Origin of the sequence: Pseudomonas fluorescens (assembly GCF_004683905.1) — a bacterium.
Taxonomy (GTDB): Bacteria; Pseudomonadota; Gammaproteobacteria; order Pseudomonadales; family Pseudomonadaceae; genus Aquipseudomonas; species Aquipseudomonas putida_A.
The window spans coordinates 4176273-4194970 of the sequence record NZ_CP038438.1 but is presented as its reverse complement, the minus strand read 5'-3'; the positions used below and the strand labels follow the sequence as shown (position 1 = coordinate 4194970).

General features: G+C 60.9%; 19 protein-coding genes. 5 read left to right on the top strand and 14 right to left on the bottom strand.

The features are described from left to right. Nucleotides 1-13: 13 nt before the first annotated feature. Nucleotides 14-235 carry a YgdI/YgdR family lipoprotein gene (locus E4T63_RS19240; RefSeq protein WP_003226722.1) on the bottom strand — a complete coding sequence of 74 codons (222 nt, stop codon included), beginning with the start codon at nucleotides 233-235 and terminating at the stop codon, nucleotides 14-16. 77 nt (nucleotides 236-312) lie between these two features. Further along, nucleotides 313-915, bottom strand: a complete 603-nt coding sequence (gene mobA / locus E4T63_RS19235) for a molybdenum cofactor guanylyltransferase MobA (protein WP_134787001.1) — start codon at nucleotides 913-915, stop codon at nucleotides 313-315. Between the two features lie 82 nt (nucleotides 916-997). Here mobA and moaB point away from each other — a divergent pair, with 82 nt between their 5' ends. Together moaB and E4T63_RS19225 are read left to right on the top strand one after the other, a co-directional pair. After that, on the top strand, nucleotides 998-1537 hold the full coding sequence (gene moaB, locus E4T63_RS19230; protein ID WP_003226719.1) for a molybdenum cofactor biosynthesis protein B: 540 nt from the start codon (nucleotides 998-1000) through the stop codon (nucleotides 1535-1537). Next, on the top strand, nucleotides 1521-2747 hold the full coding sequence (locus tag E4T63_RS19225; protein WP_135296282.1) for a molybdopterin molybdotransferase MoeA: 1227 nt from the start codon (nucleotides 1521-1523) through the stop codon (nucleotides 2745-2747). Before moaB ends, E4T63_RS19225 begins: the two co-directional genes overlap by 17 nt. A gap of 57 nt (nucleotides 2748-2804) precedes the next feature. On the opposite strand, the gene E4T63_RS28610 is transcribed toward E4T63_RS19225, so the two are convergent. Beyond that, nucleotides 2805-3113, bottom strand: coding sequence for a hypothetical protein (locus E4T63_RS28610; RefSeq protein WP_171061883.1), 309 nt, complete (start codon nucleotides 3111-3113; stop codon nucleotides 2805-2807). 318 nt (nucleotides 3114-3431) lie between these two features. Here E4T63_RS28610 and yegS point away from each other — a divergent pair, with 318 nt between their 5' ends. Continuing rightward, nucleotides 3432-4349 carry a lipid kinase YegS gene (yegS, locus tag E4T63_RS19215; RefSeq protein ID WP_135296281.1) on the top strand — a complete coding sequence of 306 codons (918 nt, stop codon included), beginning with the start codon at nucleotides 3432-3434 and terminating at the stop codon, nucleotides 4347-4349. Here the strand turns inward: yegS and E4T63_RS19210 are convergent. The 3 genes from E4T63_RS19210 to E4T63_RS19200 all read right to left on the bottom strand — a co-directional run bounded on the left by E4T63_RS19210 (nucleotide 4333) and on the right by E4T63_RS19200 (nucleotide 6844). Next, on the bottom strand, nucleotides 4333-4992 hold the full coding sequence (locus E4T63_RS19210) for a response regulator (RefSeq protein ID WP_007969079.1): 660 nt from the start codon (nucleotides 4990-4992) through the stop codon (nucleotides 4333-4335). The two genes, yegS and E4T63_RS19210, sit on opposite strands and share 17 nt — an antisense overlap. After that, nucleotides 4989-5882: a sensor histidine kinase gene (locus E4T63_RS19205; RefSeq protein WP_027613415.1), complete on the bottom strand. Its 894-nt coding sequence runs from the start codon at nucleotides 5880-5882 to the stop codon at nucleotides 4989-4991. Before E4T63_RS19205 ends, E4T63_RS19210 begins: the two co-directional genes overlap by 4 nt. A gap of 491 nt (nucleotides 5883-6373) precedes the next feature. Continuing rightward, nucleotides 6374-6844, bottom strand: coding sequence for a hypothetical protein (locus tag E4T63_RS19200; protein WP_098964877.1), 471 nt, complete (start codon nucleotides 6842-6844; stop codon nucleotides 6374-6376). A 456-nt stretch (nucleotides 6845-7300) separates the two neighbouring features. Here E4T63_RS19200 and E4T63_RS19195 point away from each other — a divergent pair, with 456 nt between their 5' ends. After that, nucleotides 7301-8236, top strand: coding sequence for a chemotaxis protein CheV (locus E4T63_RS19195; protein WP_003226705.1), 936 nt, complete (start codon nucleotides 7301-7303; stop codon nucleotides 8234-8236). A 200-nt stretch (nucleotides 8237-8436) separates the two neighbouring features. Continuing rightward, the gene (locus tag E4T63_RS19190) at nucleotides 8437-9243 is read left to right on the top strand and encodes an MOSC domain-containing protein (protein ID WP_097088280.1); all 807 of its coding nucleotides are present in this window, start codon (nucleotides 8437-8439) and stop codon (nucleotides 9241-9243) included. A gap of 71 nt (nucleotides 9244-9314) precedes the next feature. Here E4T63_RS19190 and E4T63_RS19185 read toward each other — a convergent pair whose 3' ends face one another. From E4T63_RS19185 to E4T63_RS19150, 8 genes are all read right to left on the bottom strand, one after another. Next, nucleotides 9315-9599: a pyrimidine/purine nucleoside phosphorylase gene (locus E4T63_RS19185; protein WP_003226701.1), complete on the bottom strand. Its 285-nt coding sequence runs from the start codon at nucleotides 9597-9599 to the stop codon at nucleotides 9315-9317. Between the two features lie 114 nt (nucleotides 9600-9713). Beyond that, nucleotides 9714-10256, bottom strand: coding sequence for an exonuclease domain-containing protein (locus tag E4T63_RS19180; RefSeq protein ID WP_134786998.1), 543 nt, complete (start codon nucleotides 10254-10256; stop codon nucleotides 9714-9716). Nucleotides 10257-10326: 70 nt separating this feature from the next. Next, nucleotides 10327-12288: an acetyl/propionyl/methylcrotonyl-CoA carboxylase subunit alpha gene (locus tag E4T63_RS19175; protein WP_135296280.1), complete on the bottom strand. Its 1962-nt coding sequence runs from the start codon at nucleotides 12286-12288 to the stop codon at nucleotides 10327-10329. A 116-nt stretch (nucleotides 12289-12404) separates the two neighbouring features. Continuing rightward, entirely contained in the window at nucleotides 12405-13202 is a 798-nt protein-coding gene (locus tag E4T63_RS19170) for an enoyl-CoA hydratase/isomerase family protein (protein ID WP_135296279.1), read from the bottom strand. Next, entirely contained in the window at nucleotides 13199-14356 is a 1158-nt protein-coding gene (gene atuD, locus E4T63_RS19165) for a citronellyl-CoA dehydrogenase (RefSeq protein ID WP_027613409.1), read from the bottom strand. Before atuD ends, E4T63_RS19170 begins: the two co-directional genes overlap by 4 nt. 30 nt (nucleotides 14357-14386) lie before the next feature. After that, nucleotides 14387-16003: a geranyl-CoA carboxylase subunit beta gene (atuC, locus tag E4T63_RS19160; RefSeq protein WP_027613408.1), complete on the bottom strand. Its 1617-nt coding sequence runs from the start codon at nucleotides 16001-16003 to the stop codon at nucleotides 14387-14389. A gap of 3 nt (nucleotides 16004-16006) precedes the next feature. Then, nucleotides 16007-16876: an SDR family oxidoreductase gene (locus E4T63_RS19155; RefSeq protein ID WP_115989249.1), complete on the bottom strand. Its 870-nt coding sequence runs from the start codon at nucleotides 16874-16876 to the stop codon at nucleotides 16007-16009. 12 nt (nucleotides 16877-16888) lie between these two features. Next, nucleotides 16889-18679 carry an acyclic terpene utilization AtuA family protein gene (locus tag E4T63_RS19150; RefSeq protein WP_134786995.1) on the bottom strand — a complete coding sequence of 597 codons (1791 nt, stop codon included), beginning with the start codon at nucleotides 18677-18679 and terminating at the stop codon, nucleotides 16889-16891. Nucleotides 18680-18698: the final 19 nt, after the last annotated feature.

Sequence of the window (18698 nt, the reverse complement as noted above, 5' to 3'; positions counted from 1 at the left end):
GTCGACGTAAAGCTTACAGCTCTTTAACGGTACGAACCTGATCCTTGTTGATGCGGGTCTCTTTGCCGTCGAGTTGTTTGAACTCGTAGAAGCCCGAATCTTCATCGTATTTCGGGGTGTCGACGGCCTGGATTTCGCGACCGTCATTCAAGGTGATCACTGTTGGCGACGAGCAACCAGCGAGAGTTGCCAGGCCCAGTGCGAGCATGAAAGTGGCGAGGGTCCGTTGAGTCATGGGTGTGTCTCCGAATGGGAATACTTTGGTTACTGAGCTTGAGACGTGTACAAGGCGTGAGAGTTCCTTGAATGCTGTCAGTCTGACACAGTGTTATGCGCATTTAACAGTTCGGGGGTGTTCAGGTTGGCCAGGCGCGGGTCATTGTCGGGGCATTGCAGGGCAGTCGCGCCGAGATTGCGCATGATTCGGCCGGGGCTGCGTTCGCCGGCGTTCCACGCGGTTTCGAAGGCGGGCAACAGGGCGACGGGAATTACACACAGCAGGGGTTCCCAGTGGTCGTCGTGACGCAACATTAAAGGTTTTTCAGGAAACAGGCCGGCGGTTTCACGCATGTCCTGCAACAGCGCGGCGTCGATTCGCGGCACATCGCAGGGCAAGACCAGCAGGTGTGGCTGGCGGGCTGCCTTGAGTCCGGCGAGGATGCCGGCCAGGGGACCGGGAAAATCGCCTTGCTCATCGCTGACCAATTGATCAGCGTAGGCTGCATAACGCTCGTGATTGCGATTGCAGGAGATGATCAGATCGTCAGTCAGCGGTCGGACCTTGCGCTGCAAATGCGCAATCAGCGGCTCACCCTGCCATTCAACCAGCCCTTTGTCCTGGCCGCCCATGCGCTGGCCGCGTCCGCCTGCCAGGAGCAGAATGGAGCAGGGGGGCAATGGCGTATTCGAGGTCATGGCAGCTCTCCAGCGGGGCGGCGAAAAATTCAGGCGCTGTGATATAACACCGGGCTGTTTCTCCTACAACTGGACGAGCCTAATGAAAGCCAAGGCCGATGTACCTTTTGCGCCGCTGAACATTGCGGTGCTGACTGTCAGCGATACCCGAACCCTGGAAACCGACACCTCAGGCCAGGTCTTCGTCGACCGCCTGACTGCTGCCGGTCACCGCTTGGCCGAACGGGTCCTGCTCAAAGATGACCTGTACAAGATCCGCGCGCAAGTTGCCCACTGGATTGCCGAGGACGTCGTGCAGGTCGTGTTGATTACCGGCGGCACTGGTTTCACCGGGCGTGACAGCACGCCTGAAGCCGTGGCTTGTCTGCTCGACAAGCAGGTTGACGGCTTCGGTGAACTGTTCCGCCAGATCTCGGTGGCCGATATCGGTACTTCGACCGTGCAGTCGCGGGCACTGGCCGGCCTGGCCAATGGCACACTGGTGTGCTGCCTGCCAGGTTCGACCAATGCGGTGCGCACCGGTTGGGACGGCATTCTCGCCGAACAGCTGGATTCGCGGCACCGTCCGTGCAACTTCGTCCCTCACCTGAAACAGGCGGCGCCCTGTGAATCCCGTGGGTAAGCCGGGCAAGACCGGCAGCCTGATGCCTGTCGAGCAAGCGTTGGCCCGCCTGCTGGAGATGGCTGAAGCCTCGCCGATTGTCGAACGCGAGTTTCTGCCCTTGGCCGAAGTCGAGGGGCGGGTGCTCGCCGAGGACCTGGTTTCGACCCTGGACCTACCACCCTGGCCAAATAGCGCCATGGATGGTTATGCCCTGAATCTGGCCGACTGGACCGGCGCACCGCTGCCGGTCAGCCAGAAAGTCTTTGCCGGGCAGGCGCCTGAGCCGTTGAAGCCCGGTACCTGCGCGCGGATCTTCACCGGTGCGCCAGTGCCTGACGGGGCCGATTGCGTGGAAATGCAGGAGAACGCCGAAGTTCAGGACGATGGCAGCGTGCGTTTCATCGAAACCATGAGCGTCGGCCAGAACATTCGCCCGCAAGGCCAGGAAACCACGGTGGGTGAGTTGATTCTGGCTGCAGGTATCCGGCTGGGACCGATCGAACAAGGTCTGGCGGCGTCGCAGGGGTGTGCCGGGCTGAATGTGGTACGCAAGGTCCGAGTGGCGGTGCTGTCCACCGGCGATGAGCTGGTCGAGCCGGGCCGGCCGCTGGGGCCGGGGCAGATCTACAACAGTAATCGGGTGGTGTTGTGCAGTTGGCTGCAGCGCCTGGGTTGTGAAGTGATTGATGCCGGTATTCTTCCGGACGATCTGGCGACCACGCGGGCGTGCCTTGGCGACTTGCAGGGTGTCGACCTGATTCTCTCGACCGGAGGCGTGTCGGTCGGTGAAGCGGATTTTCTTGGCATCGCATTGCGGGAAGAGGGCGAGCTGGCGCTGTGGAAACTGGCCATCAAACCGGGCAAGCCGCTGACATTCGGTCATTTTCGCAAGGTGCCGGTCATCGGCCTGCCGGGCAACCCCGCTTCGACGCTGGTGACCTTTGCTCTGCTCACGCGGCCCTACTTGTTGCGGCGTCAGGGCGTACAGGATGTCGAACCCCTGAAGTTTACGGTTCCGGCAGGTTTTGTCTGGCCTGTGGCCGGCAATCGGCGCGAATACCTGCGCGGTCGTCTCGAGCAGGGGCGGGCGATCATCTACCGCAATCAAAGCTCCGGTGTGCTGCGCAGCGCGGCCTGGGCGGATGGTCTGGTAGAGGTGCTGGAAGGCCGCACGCTGGTAGAAGGCGATGAGGTCGGGTTCATTCCCCTGAGCGACCTGCTCGGCTGATCCGCTTCCGGTAATTGCAGGCTCGACCGATACCGCGTCGATGCCTGCATTCCTCTGTCAATGGCTCATCAGTGTGACCAACTGATCGAACCGGCTGTTGGCAACCCATCCCAGCAGTCCCAGGACCACCGCCGTCGCACCCGCCGAATAGGCGAGACGGTGCTTGATGGTCTTTACATCCCCGCGAACTTCGTCCATATCCCGACGAATGTATTTGAGGTGGGTTTCCAGTTCGGTCACGCGCGGTTCCATATCAACTTCTCCAGCGGTTCTGGCGTTCTTTCTGAAATCGGATTTGTGACTGGCGCGACTTTCGTCCAGAGGGGCAACTGGACTATTTGCAATTCTGGCTTCATGGCTTGGCATGGAAATGTCCATCGGCTGTTTCAAATGTAAGCGCACCGGCCTTCCCGTCATCCAGACTGCCAACAGCTCCGAGGGTGTATCCAATCATTACCTGCACATCCTTGTGTTGTTGAATCGAAAATTGATACCACCTGCACAAGGTGAATCAAGGATCGTGTCCGGTCAATTGAGCCGATTCCTCACATGTTGTAAGAAAAAATACCGTCGCGTAGGACGCAACAGGTCAGTCGCTTGAATTAAATGGTGTTCCCATGGCTTTTTTGCCTGCACCAGTGGTCAAGATGTTTCATACCGATTCAATCTTGGGGAGTGACCGTAATGAGTGAACGCAGGGCGCTGTTGATTCTGCATGGCAAGCAGGCACTCAATGAGGCGGTTCGCGCCGCCGTCGAAGGCAAACGCAAGCAGGGCTGGGAATTGGCCGTAAGGCTGACCTGGGAGGCCGGTGACGCTCAGCGTCTGGTGGAAGAAGCACTGGCGAGTGGCTATCGGAAGATCATCGCCGGAGGCGGAGATGGCACGTTGCGCGATATCGCTGAAGCGCTTGCCGCGCATCCGGACGAGGCCAGTCTGGTGCTGTTGCCGCTAGGAACGGCTAACGATTTTTCCCGCGCGGCGGGGATCCCGCTGGAGCCGGCCGAAGCACTGGAAATGCTGGACGTGCCACCGCGCAAGATTGACCTGGGCGAAGTCGGTGGGCAGATTTTCCTGAACATGGCGACGGGTGGTTTCGGCAGCCAGGTCACGGCCAATACCTCTGAAGATCTGAAAAAAGTGCTCGGCGGGGCCGCCTATCTGTTCACCGGTTTGTCGCGCTTCAGTGAGCTGCACGCGGCTTACGGTGAACTGCAAGGGCCGGACTTTCACTGGAGCGGCGAGCTGCTCGCATTGGGCATCGGCAACGGTCGTCAGGCAGGCGGCGGACACGTCTTGTGCCCGCAGGCACTGGCGGACGATGGTCTATTGGACATCAGTATTCTGCCGGCGCCACAGGAGTTGGTGGGCACGCTGAAGAACCTGCTCAGCGACGGCTTCGGCCTCGACAATATGTTTGTCCGGGCCCGTTTGCCCTGGGTCGAAATCAAGGTCGCCGAGGGGCTGAGCATCAACCTTGACGGCGAGCCGCTGGATGGCGACAGCCTGCGTTTCGAGGCGCGCCCCGCCGCCTTGCAGGTGCATTTGCCGGAGCATTCGCCGCTGTTGGGCGGCGCGGGTTCGATCAGTCGTCCAGACTGATGATCTGTTCGCGCACCGCGAACAGCACCAGACCCGCCACGTCGTAGATCTGCAGGCGTTTCATGATCTGCGAGCGGTGGGTTTCGACGGTCTTGATGCTCAGGCCCAGGCCGTTGGCGATCTCCCGAGTGGATTTGCCGCGTACGATCAACCGCAGGATTTCCAGCTGGCGTGCCGTCAGATTGTGCGAGTCGGCGACTTCCGGCTGGTTTTTCTGCGTGCGCGTCAGCGCCTGGTTGATCACGGTGTGGGCGATGGCCGGGCTCAAGTAGCGCTCGTTATTACGCAAGGCTTCGAGGGCGTGTTCAAGCTCGGTGGCCGTGGTGTCCTTGAGCAGGTAACCGTGCGCGCCGGACTCCAGCGCCTGCATGATCAGCGCCGGATCGGTGTGCATCGAGAGAATCAGCACCTTGCTTTGCGGGCGCACCCGCTTGAGCCGTTGCAAGGCTTCCAGGCCACCGGTTTCCTTCATCGAGATATCCAGCAACACGATGTCGGGCGCCAGTTGCTCGACCATTTCGAGCAACTGCGAGCCGTCGCTGGCTTCGCCAACGACCGCGTAACCGGGAATATCGAGCACCAGAGCGCGCACGCCGGCCCTGATCAGCGAGTGGTCATCCACCAGAAGTAAGTTACAAGTCAACGCATAACCTTATTCGTACTGGCCCGCTCGAGTGCACGGGGCGCCCAGGGGAATAGTGCTTCGATTTGAGTGCCTTTGCCCGGCTCGCTGATGACGTTCAGCGTGCCGCCCAACTGTTCGATCCTTTCGGCCATCCCGGCCATTCCGCGCTGTCCTTCCCGGCCCGGATCCGCGGCAGGCGCAAAGCCTTGGCCGTCGTCGCTGATCAACAGCGTCAGGCCTTTTGGCAAGCGTTGCACGCGGATCAGCAGATTGCTGGCCTGCGCGTGACGCAGAATGTTGGTGACCGCTTCCTGGGCAATGCGAAAGGCAGCGACCGCCATTTCTTCCGGAATGCCATTGAGCCGTTGCTGGCAATCGAGGCTCCAGTGCACCGAGGTGTTCGCCAGGGTCTTGAGCAGGTGCGCGCGCAGACTGGCCTCCAGCCCGAGGCTGGTCAGTTGGCGCGGATTGAGAATGGCGGAAACATCGCGCACCTTGTTGAGGGTTTCATCAAGGGTGTCGCAGAGTGTCGAGCATTGCGCTTGCAAGTCGGCTGGCAGGCGTTTTTTCAGCCATTCACTTTGCAGCTTGGCCGCTGTCAGTAACTGGCCGATATCGTCGTGCAGTTCACGGCTGAGACGGTGGCGTTCGTTTTCCTGGACTTCCAGCAAACGGTCGGCGAGTTCCTGAGGCTGAAACTTGATCGATTTGCGCGACAGTCGATATTGCACCCAGACACAAGCAGTGGCGGCAATATTCAACAGCAGCAGACCCAGTGAGAGCGGAGCAGACAATCCGTAGGTCAGCAGGCTGCCAGCGGCGGCGATGACACTCAATATGAGAGTGAACCGGCGTGCATTTTCCCGGGACGGTGGCCATTTGATGATTGACTTGAGGCTGGCGTACATAACGGATGGAGCCAATGGATGTTCGCTACGGGCAGACCGGCCGGTGGCTGGCGGATCTCTGTCTGAAAATGCTGTCAATTATGTTATTGATTTTAACGAAGTACAGTGAACGATATTCGACCATCAAGTTCGTTGGATGACAGTCGCTGAATCACTGTGCCAGTAGTTGAAAGCAACTAACGGTCGGCATAATACCACTTAAGATACCGTTGGTCGCGTTTGCCATATATGTCCAATGAGTCAGGAAATACGTCATGTTGGACGTGAGTTCCATTATGGAAAATGTCGTTTTATTGTGCTTGGTAGAGATCCGTGTGGTTCGAAGTTGATCGTTACACAGATACAGGCAAACCCTGAGGCCGCGGCAGAATATCCGCTGGTGTCAGGTGTGATTATTTAATTCGAATTGTCGCTGGCAGGTATGAACTATTCAATTGCGACATTCAGCGATTCCCGTCTTCAGCCTGGATTTACGCTTTGAATGCGGCGGATCACGCCTGACGCTCGGAATAAGACAACAGCGAAACCGGCTGGGGCCGGAGCGGTGGCTTGAACTGGTTTTGACCGACCTGAAACGCGAAAGCTTCGATCAGTGAGGTTTGTTCGCTGCCATCCAGGCTCAATTGGCCGGTATTGTGATCGACCAGTTCAATCTGCCAGGCCATCAGGGTGAAACAGTCCTGCAGCGCATTCAGCGCCTGTGCGTGCAGATCGATATGATCCGGCGCGTGGTCGAGCAGGCTGTGGATATGCAGGGAAAACTCGGAGATCGCCTCCAGTGCCAACGCTTCAGCCCGACTCGCCAGTTTGAGCAGGGTGTTGCGCATGCAGTCGATGGCGTCTTTGTCGTTGCTGATCAATTGCAGGTGGCTCAGGCACTCTTCGGACTTGGCCAGGAGTGTTTCAGCTTCGACGAGGAATTCGGGAAAGCGTTGCGCCCAGTCTTTACGGTCGATTGGCATGCTTATCTCCACAGCGTCATGTCTGATGAGGGAATGCCGTGTGTGTCGACGTTCGTGGATCGTCGGGAGATCGCGCCCCACCGTGCAATTGCACTGGCTGAGGTTTTCCAGAGGGTGGGGTTCCACTGACCTGCGATCGCACACAATAGCCTGACTCCGTTCATGCAATGAGAATGGCGTCACATTAATGGCTATTGGATATTGCGAACATCAGGTTGGGCCTGATTGTTCCTAGGGGATTCCCTTACGCGCGGGAACCTGTGGCGCAAACTGTGGTCGCGCCAGAAGAGAATGTAGCAGATGAAAACACCGGGTCAGTAAACCATGATGTTAATGTGACATCAATGCCCATGTGTGGCATTTTGATGGTGAATTTTGTGGGGATCAAGAATCGCCATAAACAGCCGATAACCCCACTTAGTAGTGAATTCATCAGAACAAGCCCAGGAGTCATTGATGGCCGGCATTCTCGACACGGTAGACCAACGCACGCAACTGGTGGGTGAGAATCGCCTGGAAATTCTCATGTTTCGACTGGCCGGACGCCAATTGTTCGCGATCAACGTGTTCAAGGTTCAGGAAGTTCTCCAACTGCCGAAGTTGACCCTGATGCCACAGCGTCACCCGTTTGTCTGCGGCGTGGTCAACCTGCGTGGGCAGACGCTGCCGGTGATCGATCTGTCTCAGGCGATCGGCATGCGCCCGCTGGTGCCGGGCCCGAACAGCACCATCATCGTCACCGAGTACAACCGTTCGGTGCAGGCTTTCCTCGTCGGTGGCGTGGATCGCATCGTCAACATGAACTGGGAAGCCATTCTGCCGCCGCCGACCAGTGCTGGCCGCCAGCACTACCTGACTGCAATCAGCAAGGTTGACGATCAATTGGTGGAAATCATCGACGTCGAGAAAGTCCTCGCCGAAATCGTCCCGTACAACGCCAAGGTCTCGCGTGACAAGCTCGATGATCCGGTGCTGGAGCGTGCCCGTGGCCGCGAAGTGCTGCTGGTGGACGACTCCAACGTGGCGCTTTCGCAACTGCGCGACACCCTTGGCCAGCTCGGGGTGAAAATGCACATCGCCAGTGACGGTCTGAAGGCGCTGAACATGCTCAAGGCCTGGGCCGATACCGGCGTGAACATGACCGACAAGCTGTTGATGGTGTTCACCGACGCGGAGATGCCGGAAATGGACGGCTATCGCCTGACCACCGAGATCCGCAACGATCCGCGTCTGCGCGGTCTGTACGTGGTGTTGCACACTTCGCTGTCCGGCAGCTTCAACGACTCGATGGTGAAGAAGGTCGGTTGCGACAACTTCCTCTCCAAATTCCAGCCGGACAAACTGGTCGATGTGGTGCGTCAGCGTCTGATGCTCGATGAAGTGCCAGCCTGACGAAACCCTGTAGCGAGGGGATTTATCCCCGATGGACTGCGCAGCGGTCCCGCTTCTTGATTCAGGTGGGGCCGCTTCGCGCCCCATCGGGGATAAATCCCCTCGCCACAAAGTTATCTTTTCAGGGGGGCGCGCATCTGTCTTTGATTCGCCGATAAAGCTCGTATAGGGTGGCTTTTTTGCCCACCAGGGAGCTGGCCATGCTGCGTCTGAGCGCGCTTTATCGTTATCCGTTGAAATCCGGCAAACCCGAGATTCTGCAATCGATTGGCCTGGACAAACTGGGCCTTGCAGGGGACCGACGCTGGATGCTCGTGGATGAAGCCAGCGGCCGCTTTCTGACCCAGCGGGCCGAGGCGAAAATGAGCCAGTTGTCGGCGCTGTGGAATGCGCAGGGCGGTCTGACCCTGAGTGCCCCCGGGCTTGCCGCGCTGGACGTGCCATTGCCCGAGGCCGATTCCGACTTGCGCGGTGTGACCATCTGGCGTGACACCCTGCGCGTGCCGGATGCCGGTGATGCAGCGGCCCGCTGGGTCAGCGAGTTCATCGGCAAACCGACCCGTCTGGTGCAGGTGCCGCTTGATCGCGCGCGCATGACGCAGGCCGGTTATGGCCGCGAGGACGATCAGGTCGCGTTCGCCGACGGTTTCCCGCTGTTGCTGATTGGCGAAGCGTCACTTGAGGATCTGGTGCAAAAGGTCGGACGACCGCTGGAGATGCTGCGCTTTCGGCCGAATCTGGTGATCGAAGGCAGCGCGGCGTTCGCCGAGGACGGCTGGAAGCGCATTCGTATCGGTGACGTCGAGTTCCGCGTGGTGAAGCCTTGCTCGCGCTGCATTCTGACCACCATCGATCCGCAAACCGGCGAACGCAGTGCTGATCGCGAACCGCTGGCAACCTTGCAGAAATACCGTGCGCAGGCCGATGGCGCGATGTTCGGGCAGAACCTGGTCAACGACAGCAATGGTCAACTGGAAGTCGGAATGCCGGTGGAAATCCTCGAGTAACCGAGGCCAGAAATGAAAATGCCCGTGTCCATGGACACGGGCATTTTTTTGCACCGGGAAAAACCGTGGGCTTAGCCGCGGTATTCGCACAGGTAAGCGGTATCAACGGCGACTTTCAGCTGGAACTTGCTGTTGGCCGGAACGTTGAACTGGCTGCCGGCGGCGAAGGTTTCCCAGTCGCTGCTGTCCGGCAGTTTGACGGTCAGCGCACCGGAGACCACGTGCATGATCTCGCGCTGAGCGGTGCCGAATTCGTATTCGCCCGGGGCCATGACGCCGATGGTCGCCGGACCTTCAGCGGTGCCAAAAGCGATCGACTTGACGGTGCCGTCGAAGTACTCGTTGACTTTGAACATGGGCGATTCCTCTCGAAAAGGGCAAAAAAGGGTTAAAAAAGGCTGGCCAGTATGCACAAGGCTCCCGGCGCCGTCACCTGCCCGGGGCGTGTCCGGCGAGTTCTCGCCCTGACTTCAGAGTGGCAAGACCAACGGCAGCAACCGCGCGGTATTGCGCGCATCTTCCAGGGCTCGGTGCTGTTGACCGCTGAACTGCATGCCGGCCAGTTGCAGCGCACCGTTCAAGCCCAGCGGTCGTTCCAGGCGCCGGGCCTTGGCGAAGCGCTGCTTGAGGTTCATGTGTGGCACCCGGCTCAGCAGGCTGTCGAGTTGCAGGCGCTGCCATTCCTGGAGCAACTGCTTGCGGTCGTAATCGCCCCAACTGGCCCAGCCTTCGAGGCGCGTCTGGTGTTGCCCGAGCCAGCGTTCGAAGGCCGGCCAGACCTCGCTCAGCGGCTGTGCGGTGTCGATGTTGGCCTGGGTGATGTGCGTGAGCTCACGGCAGAACGGCGTCAGCAACGGCCGCCGGGTCGGTTTGACGAACCGCTGAAAGTGATCCTGCTCGCGACCGGCACGGTCGACCAGCGTCGCGCCGATTTCGATGATTTCCATTTCCGTAACCGGCCAGCCACCTTCATCTGTGGTGGCTTCCAGATCAATGACCAGCCAATGGGGCATCGCAGGTTTCCTGATTTACGCGTCCTGATAGATCAGAGCGTAGTCAAACCTTGCGTTTGCGCCTGGCGACTCACTCGACCTGCAACAGAACCTGACGATTTTTTACCTGATCGCCGACCTTGACCTGCACCCGCTTGAGCACGCCATCGATGCCGGCCTTGAGCGGATGCTCCATTTTCATTGCCTCCAGCACCACCAGCAACTGACCCTTGCTGACCGGACTGCCTTCGCTGACCAGCACGTCGACGATGGCACCGTCCATCGGCGCTTTCAGTGTGCCGGAGCTGACGCTGCTCTGACTGCTGATCAGCGCATGAGTTCGATCCTCCAGGCGCAGGTTGCCGGGGTGGGTGAACAGCCAGAGTTCTTCGCCATCGATCCGGTAGGCGTGACGCTGGCGCAGGCCGTCGACTTCCAGTGTCACCGCGCGCTCGTCGCAATTGATGACGGTCAGCGCCAGTGCGCGCTGCATCACGTTCACGGTGAAGCGGTCATCGCCGTGCGCAAGCAGTTGCACGGTCCAGTCCTGCTGTTCAAGCCCGAGGCGGTAATTGAGCGGCGCGCCGACATTGTTGCGCCAACCTTTGAGCGGCGCACGATGCACCTGCGCGCCAGCCTGATAAAACAGCACGGCGGCGATGGCCAGCTCCTCGGCGGTGGGGGCGTAAGTGTGCAGGCATGGGTGGTCAGTGAAATGCTGCGCGATGAACGCGGTGCTGAATTCACCGCTGATGAACTGCGGATGCTGCAGCAGGCTGACCAGCAAACGCTGGTTGCTCTGAACGCCGAGCAGCACGCTGTCCTGCACCGCGCGCAGCAGCTTGCGCCGTGCCTCTTCGCGGGTGGCGCCGTGGGCGATCAGTTTGCCGAGCATCGGATCATAAAACGGGCTGATCGACTGACCTTCGAGCACGCCATGATCGATCCGCGCCCCCGGACCCAACGCCGGTTCCCAGGCCTGTACACGACCGGTCTGCGGCAGGAAATTCTGCGTCGGATCTTCGGCATACAGACGCACTTCCATGGCGTGGCCGTTCAGCGCGAGCTGATCCTGAGTCAACGGCAGCGGCTGCCCCTCGGCGACGGCCAATTGCCAGGCGACCAGATCCTGCCCGGTGATCAGTTCGGTCACCGGATGCTCGACCTGCAGACGCGTGTTCATTTCCAGAAAGTAGAACTGCCCACGGGCATCGAGCAGAAACTCGACGGTGCCCGCACCGAGGTAATTCACCGCGCGGCCAGCCTTCAATGCCGCTTCGCCCATGGCCTGGCGCAACTCGCGGGTCATCACCGGGCAGGGTGCTTCCTCGACGACTTTCTGATGGCGGCGCTGCACCGAGCAATCGCGCTCGCCGAGGTAGATCAGGTTGCCATGGCTATCGCCGAACAGTTGTACCTCGACGTGCCGTGGTTCGATCAGTGCCTGTTCGAGGATCAGTTCGTCGCTGCCGAAACCGTTCAGCGCTTCGGAGCGGGCGGTGCGCAATTGCGCCGGCAATTCCTCGCTGCTGTGCACCAGACGCATGCCGCGTCCACCGCCGCCAGCACTGGCCTTGATCATCAGCGGGTAGCCGATGCGCTCGGCTTCACGCAGCAGAGTGGCGTCGTCCTGCGCGGCGCCTTGATAGCCGGCGATGCAAGGAACACTGGCGTCGAGCATGGCGATTTTCGACAGGCGCTTGCTGCCCATCAGCTCGATGGCCTCGGCGCTGGGGCCGATGAAGGTCAGGTTGGCCGCTGCGCAGGCGCGGGCGAATTCGGCGTTTTCCGAGAGAAAGCCGTAGCCTGGGTGGATCGCGTCGGCACCGCTGCGGCGTGCGGCGTCAAGGATCGCCGGGATGTTCAGATAGGACTGTTGCACCGATGCGGCGCCGATGTTCACCGCTTGATCGGCCATCTGCACGTGCAGGGCATCGGCGTCGGCATCGCTGAATACGGCGACGGTGCGATAGCCGAGGGCCTGGGCGGTGCGCTGGATGCGGCAGGCGATTTCACCGCGGTTGGCGATCAGGATTTTGTGGATGACGGGCATGGCTGTTCCCTCGGAATTTGCGGTGTTGGTGCTGGCCTCTTCGCGAGCAAGCCCGCTCCCACAAGGAATTTGCATCGTTCACAAAAACTTTGGGAGCGGGCTTGCTCGCGAAGCTTTTAAGGGGCCCACCCAGGTTTACGTTTTTGCACAAAAGCCAGGGTGCCCTCGATCCCTTCGGCCCCGGTCACCGCTTCGCTGAACCACCGCGCCGCTTCATCCAGCAATTCACTCGAAGGCTGCCCGGCACTGGCGAGCAGCAGTTTTTTCGTCGCCGCATTCGCTTCGGGTGCGCAGCACAAAACATGGTCGAGCACTTCGTCGAGTCGTTCTGCCAGTGCCTGCGGATCCTGCTCGACGAAATGCACCAGCCCCAGCCGCCGCGCCTGATGACCGTCGAAACGTGCGGCGGTCAGTGCCAGGCGGCGGGTCTCGGTCAGGCCGATGCGCTGCACCACGAATGGCGCGATCTGCGCCGGCAGCAGACCGAGGCTGGTTTCCGGCAGGCCGAACTGCGCCTGATGATCGGCCATGGCGATATCGCTGACACATGCCAGCCCGAAACCACCACCGAGCACTGCGCCCTGTAAAACGGTGATCAGCACTTGTGGTGCGTCCTGAGCCTCTTGCAGCAGGGCTCCAAAGGCGCGGTTCAACTCGCGGTAAGCGTCGGTGCCTTGGGCACGGGCATTGGCCATGTCCTTGATGTCGCCCCCCGCACAGAAATGCCCACCGGCACCGCTGAGGACCAGAGCGCGAACCCCGCGGTCATCGCGCACCGCCGCCAATACCGCGCGCAGTTCGGCGACCATTTGCAGGCTCATCGCATTGCGGCTGTCCGGGCGATTGAGGGTGATGTGCAGCACGCCGCCGTGCAGTTCCAGCAACAGAGTCTGGCAATCGGGCAGGGGGCTCATTTCTTTTTCCCCGGCAGGATGCCCATGAGTTTGCAGATGATCCCCAGCATGATTTCGTCGGCGCCGCCGCCGATCGAAACCAGCCGCACGTCGCGATAGGCGCGGGCCACCGGGTTGTCCCACATGAAGCCCATGCCGCCCCAATATTGCAGGCAACTGTCGCTGACTTCACGACCGAGACGGCCGGCCTTGAGCTTGGCCATCGACGCCAGACGCGTGACGTCCTGACCTTTCACATATTGCTCGGTGGCCTGATAGACCAGCGCTCGCAGGCATTCGATTTCGGTCTGCAGTTCGGCGAGGCGGAAGTGGATCACCTGATTGTCGATCAGCGCGTTGCCGAACGTCTTGCGCTCCTTGCAGTACTCGATGGTGCTGTCGACGCAATATTCCAGACCCTTGATCATGTTCGCCGCGCCGAACAGGCGTTCTTCCTGGAACTGCAGCATCTGCATCATGAACCCGGCGCCTTCGTGGCCGATGCGGTTGCGCTGCGGCACACGCACGTTATCGAAAAACACCTGGGCAGTTTCCGAGCTGCGCATGCCGAGCTTGTCCAGGTGCGAGCTGAGGCTGATGCCCGGGGTGTTCATCGGCACCATGATCAGCGACTTGTTGATGTGCGGCTTGTCGTCCGAGGTATTGGCCAGCAGGCAGATGAAGTCGGCGCTGGGCGAGTTGGTGATCCACATCTTGCTGCCGTTGATCACGTAGTCGTCGCCGTCCTTGCGCGCGCTGGTCTTGAGTCCGGCGACGTCGGAGCCGGCACCGACTTCCGAGACGCCGATGCAACCGACCTGCTCGCCGGTGATCGCCGGACGGAGGAATTCGTCGCGTAATTCATCGGAGCCGAAACGGGCCAGCGCCGGGGTGCACATGTCGGTCTGCACGCCGATCGACATCGGAATGCCGCCGCAGTGGATAGTGCCGAACTCTTCGGCGGCGACAATCGAATAGCTGTAGTCGAGGCCCATGCCGCCGAATTTTTCCGGCTTGGAAATCCCCAGCAGGCCGAGGTCGCCGGCCTTGCGGAAAATCTCGTGGATTGGAAAGCGTCCGGCCTTTTCCCATTCATCGACGTGCGGGTTGATTTCGTGCTCGACGAATTGGCGGACGGTGCGGCGCAGTGCTTCGTGTTCCGGGGTGAAGATCATTTTTATTGTTCTCCTTGGGATCCGTGGCAGTCAGAAGCGGCTGACGCCGAAGCTGTTGGGTTGCAACGTGCGGATGTCGGCTTCGTGGCAGATATCCAGCAGGTAACCGAGCAGGGTGCGCGTATCGCGCGGATCGATCAGGCCGTCATCCCACAGGTTGGCGCTGCCGTAGAGCGCGGTGGACTGGCTGTCGAGTTTCTGCGCGGTGACCTGTTCGAGCATGTCGAGCATTTTCGGATCCGGCACCAGGCCTTCCTTGAGCTGTTTGGCCTCGGTGACGATGCGCAACACCTTGCCGGCCTGCGCGCCGCCCATTACCGCGGTGCGGCTGTTGGGCCAGGCGAAGATGAAACGTGGATCGAGACCGCGTCCGCACATCGCATAGTTGCCGGCACCGTAGGAGCCACCGACGACAATCGTCAGTTTAGGCACTCGCGCATTGGCCACCGCTTGAATCAGTTTCGAGCCGTGTTTGATCACGCCTTGCTGCTCGGACTCGGTGCCGACCATGAAACCGGTGGTGTTGTGGAAAAACAGCAGCGGCGTCTGGCTCTGGTCGCACAGCTGAATGAACTGCGCGGCCTTGCTCGCGCCGGCGGGGGTGATCGGGCCGTTGTTGCCGATCAAGCCGCAGGCGCGGCCGTGGATTTTCAACTGGCCGCAGATGGTTTGCTGATCGAACTCGCCCTTGAATTCGAGAAACTCCGATTCATCGGCAATCCGCGCAACGATTTCGCGCACGTCGTAGGGCTTCTTCGGGTCGTCGGGAATCAGCCCGAGCAGCTCGTCGATCGGGTACAGCGGCGCCTTGTATTGCGGCTCGGGCAGCCACGGCAGTTGCTCGTTCCACGGCAGCATGCGCAAGATCTCGCGGACCAGGCGCACGCCATCGGCATCGTTCTCGGCCAGATACTCGGCGGTGCCGGCGACCTGCGCGTGCATCTCGGCGCCGCCCAGCTCTTCATCGGTGGCGACCTCGCCAGTCGCGGCCTTGAGCAGTGGCGGTCCGGCGAGAAACAGCTTGGCCTTGCCGCGCACCACCACCACGTAATCCGACAGCCCCGGTTGATAGGCGCCACCGGCCGTCGCCGAGCCGTGCACCACGGTAATTTGCGGCAACCCCATGGCCGACATCCGCGCCTGATTGGCAAAACTGCGTGCGCCTTCGACGAATATCTCCGCCGCATAATTGAGGTTGGCGCCGCCGCTCTCTGCCAGAGTGATCACCGGCAGTTTGTTTTCCAGGGCGATCTGTTGCAGCCGCAGGGATTTTTTCAGGCCGGTGGGGGAGATCGTGCCGCCCTTGATCGCGCTGTTGTTGGCCACCACCATCGCCCGTATGCCGGACACGTAACCGATGCCGGCGATCAGGCCGCCACCGGCAGCGCTGCCGTCCTTGTCGTCGTGCAGCTTGTAGCCGGCCAGGCTCGCCAGTTCGAGGAACGGCGCGCCGGGGTCGAGCAGCAGGTTCAGGCGTTCGCGGGGCAGCAGTTGCCCGCGCTTGTCGAATTTGCCCTTGGCTTCGGCAGCCTTGTTCAGCAGGTTCTGTTCCAGTTGCTGGACTTGCTCGATGGCCGTGAGCATCGCCGCGCAGTTGCGCGCGAAAGCTTCACTGTGCGGATCGAGTTGGGACTGGATCTGCGGCATGGCTTACTCCTTGTCCTTGAGCACGTCGGGCAGGTACGCCCGATGGAAACCGTTGAACGACTCGCTGTGGCTTGCCTTGTGCAACGGCCATGCGCGGCTGCCGAGACTGGCCGCACCATCGATTTTCAAGGTGCTGCCGCTGATGAACGCCGCCGCCGGGCTGAGCAGAAAAACGATCGCCGCACTGACCTCCGATTCGGTACCGATGCGTTTGAGTGGCACGTGTTCGCGCAGGGTCGGGATCACGGCTTTGAAAGCGCCTTCATAAGTGTCCATGCCGCTGGACGCGATCCAGCCCGGCGCCACCGCATTGACCCGCACCCCGGCGTACCCCCACTCGAACGCGGCGGTTTTGGTGAAGTTGTCCATCCCCGAACGTGCCGCGCCCGAGTGGCCCATGCCGGGCATGCCGCCCCACATGTCGGCAAGCATGTTGACGATGTTGCCGCCGTGTTTGCTCATCGACTGGTTGAACACTTCCCGGGCCATCAGGAAGCCGCCGACCAGGTTGGTGCGCAATACGGTTTCAAAGCCTTTCTGATTGATCGCGGCCAGTGGCGACGGGTACTGGCCGCCGGCATTGTTGACCAGACCGTGGATCGGCCCGTGTTCGGCGATCAGCCCGGCGACCAGTTGTTTCACCGCGTCTTCGTCACGGATATCGCAGGCCTGCCAATGGGCGCGGCCGCCGTCTTCGCTGATTTCGGCGGCGACCTTTTGCAGCTTCTCCGGTTTGCGCCCGACCAGCAGCACAGTGGCGCCGAGCGCCGCCAGTTCATGCGCGGTGCAACGGCCGATGCCACTGCCGCCACCGGTGACGATGATGGTCTGGCCGCTGAACAGATCGGCTTTGAAAATCGATGCGTAAGCCATGAAGCCCAACCTCTAGTCGAGTTGTTCGGCGATGCTCTGCGGCACCGGGATCTGGATTTCCAGCAGTTGCTGAGCGAAGGCCTTGCCCTGGGGATCGATGCGCAGACTCGCCACGCCACCGCCGCCAAGCGCGTTCTCCAGCAGAAAATTCAGGCTGTGGGTGCCGGGCAGGTACCAGCGTTCGACCCGGCCGTGAATCGGGTCGAGCACATGGCGCATCCAGTCGACGATCACCGCTGGCGTCAGCGCTTCGGCGATCCATGGCAGGTATTCCGGTCGACGCGGCAGGACACCGATGTTGCTGTGGTTGCCCTTGTCACCGGAGCGCGCCACCGCCAGTTTCACCAACGGCACACTGGCGTCGGCGCGGCCTTGGGGTTTGGGTGGCTGGTCGGGGGTTGGCAGGTCATGGCTGTCGAGCGGCATTTGCGCGGGGAGGGCGCAGGGATGCTGTTCACCGGCCATGTCGATGTGCAGGCTGCAGGCGGTTTTATCGATCAGGAACGAGAACAGACGGATCAGCGGATACACCGTCGGCCGTCCGCCGACGATGCCGGTCAGTCCCGGTGCCATGCCGGTGGCAGCCTGGGCGATTTCCCGGGAGAACAGGATCAGCGCCGGTTTCAGTGGATGGCGCACCGCAAGTTTGATCACCACCTCGCGGCTGTCACGACGCTGGCCGTGAGGGCCGTATGTGGCTTCGCTGCCGAGCAGTTCAATGTTGACTTCGCTGTAGGGTGGCCAGCCGCGCTGGCTGAACATTTCTGCAGTCTTGTCGATGATTGCCTGACTGACGCGGCGCGCCTTGTCCACCGCATCGATGCCGGCGATCAGGCAACTGGCTGTGCAGCGGAATCCGTCCGGCCAGGTCGCGCTGACCTTGTATTTATCGCTGGGCGGCAGGCCTTTGGCTCCGTGGACGTGCACGGCGTTTTTGCCCTGTTGCTGCAGTTTCACTTGAGTGAAATCGCAGACTACATCCGGCAACAGATAGGCCTGCGGATCACCGATTTCATAGAGCATCTGCTCGCCAACGGTCAGCGGCGTCACCAATCCGCCGGAGCCTTCGGGTTTGCTCACGATGAACTGGCCGTCGGCACTGACTTCAACGATGGGAAAACCGATGTGTTCGTAGTCCGGCACGTCGCGCCAGTCGGTGAAATTGCCCCCGGTGCATTGCGCGCCGCATTCGATGATGTGCCCGGCGAGCGCGGCCTGGGCCAGTTTGTCGTAGTCGTGCCACGCCCAGCCGAACTCATGCACCAGCGCCGCACTGACCACCGCGCTGTCGACCACACGCCCGGTGATGACGATGTCGGCGCCCAGGCGCAGGGCTTCGACGATGCCCGGTGCGCCGAGGTAGGCGTTGGTCGATACGCACATCGGCGGCAGCGGCGTGCCGTTGAACATTTCGTGGATGCCTTGGGCGGCAAGTTGCTTGAATTGCGGTTGCAGGTCATCGCCGAGCAGCACGGCGATTTTCAGACTGACCCCGGCCTTGTCGCAGGCAGCCTGCAGGGCGGCGGCACAGGCTTTCGGATTGATCCCGCCGGCGTTGCTGATCACGCGAATTTTCTGTTCAGCCAGTTGCGGCAGCAGCGGCGCGAGCACCTCAACGAAGTCCCCGGCGAACCCTGCCTGCGGGTCCTTCATGCGCGCGCCGGCCATGATCGACAGGGTGATTTCGGCCAAGTAATCGAACACCAGATAATCCAGCTGCCCGCCGGCCACAAGTTGTGCGGCGGCGGTACTGGTGTCACCCCAGAATGCGCTGGCGCATCCGATCCGAACGGTGGTGGGCATTTTTATCTCCGACTCAGGA

Bases quoted from the DNA above. Each gene is read 5' to 3' on its own strand.
- E4T63_RS19170 (WP_135296279.1), bottom strand. From the start codon at position 13,202: ATGAGCCCCCTGCCCGATTGCCAGACTCTGTTGCTGGAACTGCACGGC.
- moaB (WP_003226719.1), top strand. From the start codon at position 998: ATGAAAGCCAAGGCCGATGTACCTTTTGCGCCGCTGAACATTGCGGTG.
- E4T63_RS28610 (WP_171061883.1), bottom strand. From the start codon at position 3,113: ATGCCAAGCCATGAAGCCAGAATTGCAAATAGTCCAGTTGCCCCTCTG.
- E4T63_RS19200 (WP_098964877.1), bottom strand. From the start codon at position 6,844: ATGCCAATCGACCGTAAAGACTGGGCGCAACGCTTTCCCGAATTCCTC.
- atuC (WP_027613408.1), bottom strand. From the start codon at position 16,003: ATGCCGCAGATCCAGTCCCAACTCGATCCGCACAGTGAAGCTTTCGCG.
- E4T63_RS19150 (WP_134786995.1), bottom strand. From the start codon at position 18,679: ATGCCCACCACCGTTCGGATCGGATGCGCCAGCGCATTCTGGGGTGAC.
- E4T63_RS19205 (WP_027613415.1), bottom strand. From the start codon at position 5,882: ATGTACGCCAGCCTCAAGTCAATCATCAAATGGCCACCGTCCCGGGAA.
- E4T63_RS19155 (WP_115989249.1), bottom strand. From the start codon at position 16,876: ATGGCTTACGCATCGATTTTCAAAGCCGATCTGTTCAGCGGCCAGACC.
- mobA (WP_134787001.1), bottom strand. From the start codon at position 915: ATGACCTCGAATACGCCATTGCCCCCCTGCTCCATTCTGCTCCTGGCA.
- yegS (WP_135296281.1), top strand. From the start codon at position 3,432: ATGAGTGAACGCAGGGCGCTGTTGATTCTGCATGGCAAGCAGGCACTC.
- E4T63_RS19195 (WP_003226705.1), top strand. From the start codon at position 7,301: ATGGCCGGCATTCTCGACACGGTAGACCAACGCACGCAACTGGTGGGT.
- E4T63_RS19180 (WP_134786998.1), bottom strand. From the start codon at position 10,256: ATGCCCCATTGGCTGGTCATTGATCTGGAAGCCACCACAGATGAAGGT.
- E4T63_RS19190 (WP_097088280.1), top strand. From the start codon at position 8,437: ATGCTGCGTCTGAGCGCGCTTTATCGTTATCCGTTGAAATCCGGCAAA.
- atuD (WP_027613409.1), bottom strand. From the start codon at position 14,356: ATGATCTTCACCCCGGAACACGAAGCACTGCGCCGCACCGTCCGCCAA.
- E4T63_RS19185 (WP_003226701.1), bottom strand. From the start codon at position 9,599: ATGTTCAAAGTCAACGAGTACTTCGACGGCACCGTCAAGTCGATCGCT.
- E4T63_RS19240 (WP_003226722.1), bottom strand. From the start codon at position 235: ATGACTCAACGGACCCTCGCCACTTTCATGCTCGCACTGGGCCTGGCA.
- E4T63_RS19175 (WP_135296280.1), bottom strand. From the start codon at position 12,288: ATGCCCGTCATCCACAAAATCCTGATCGCCAACCGCGGTGAAATCGCC.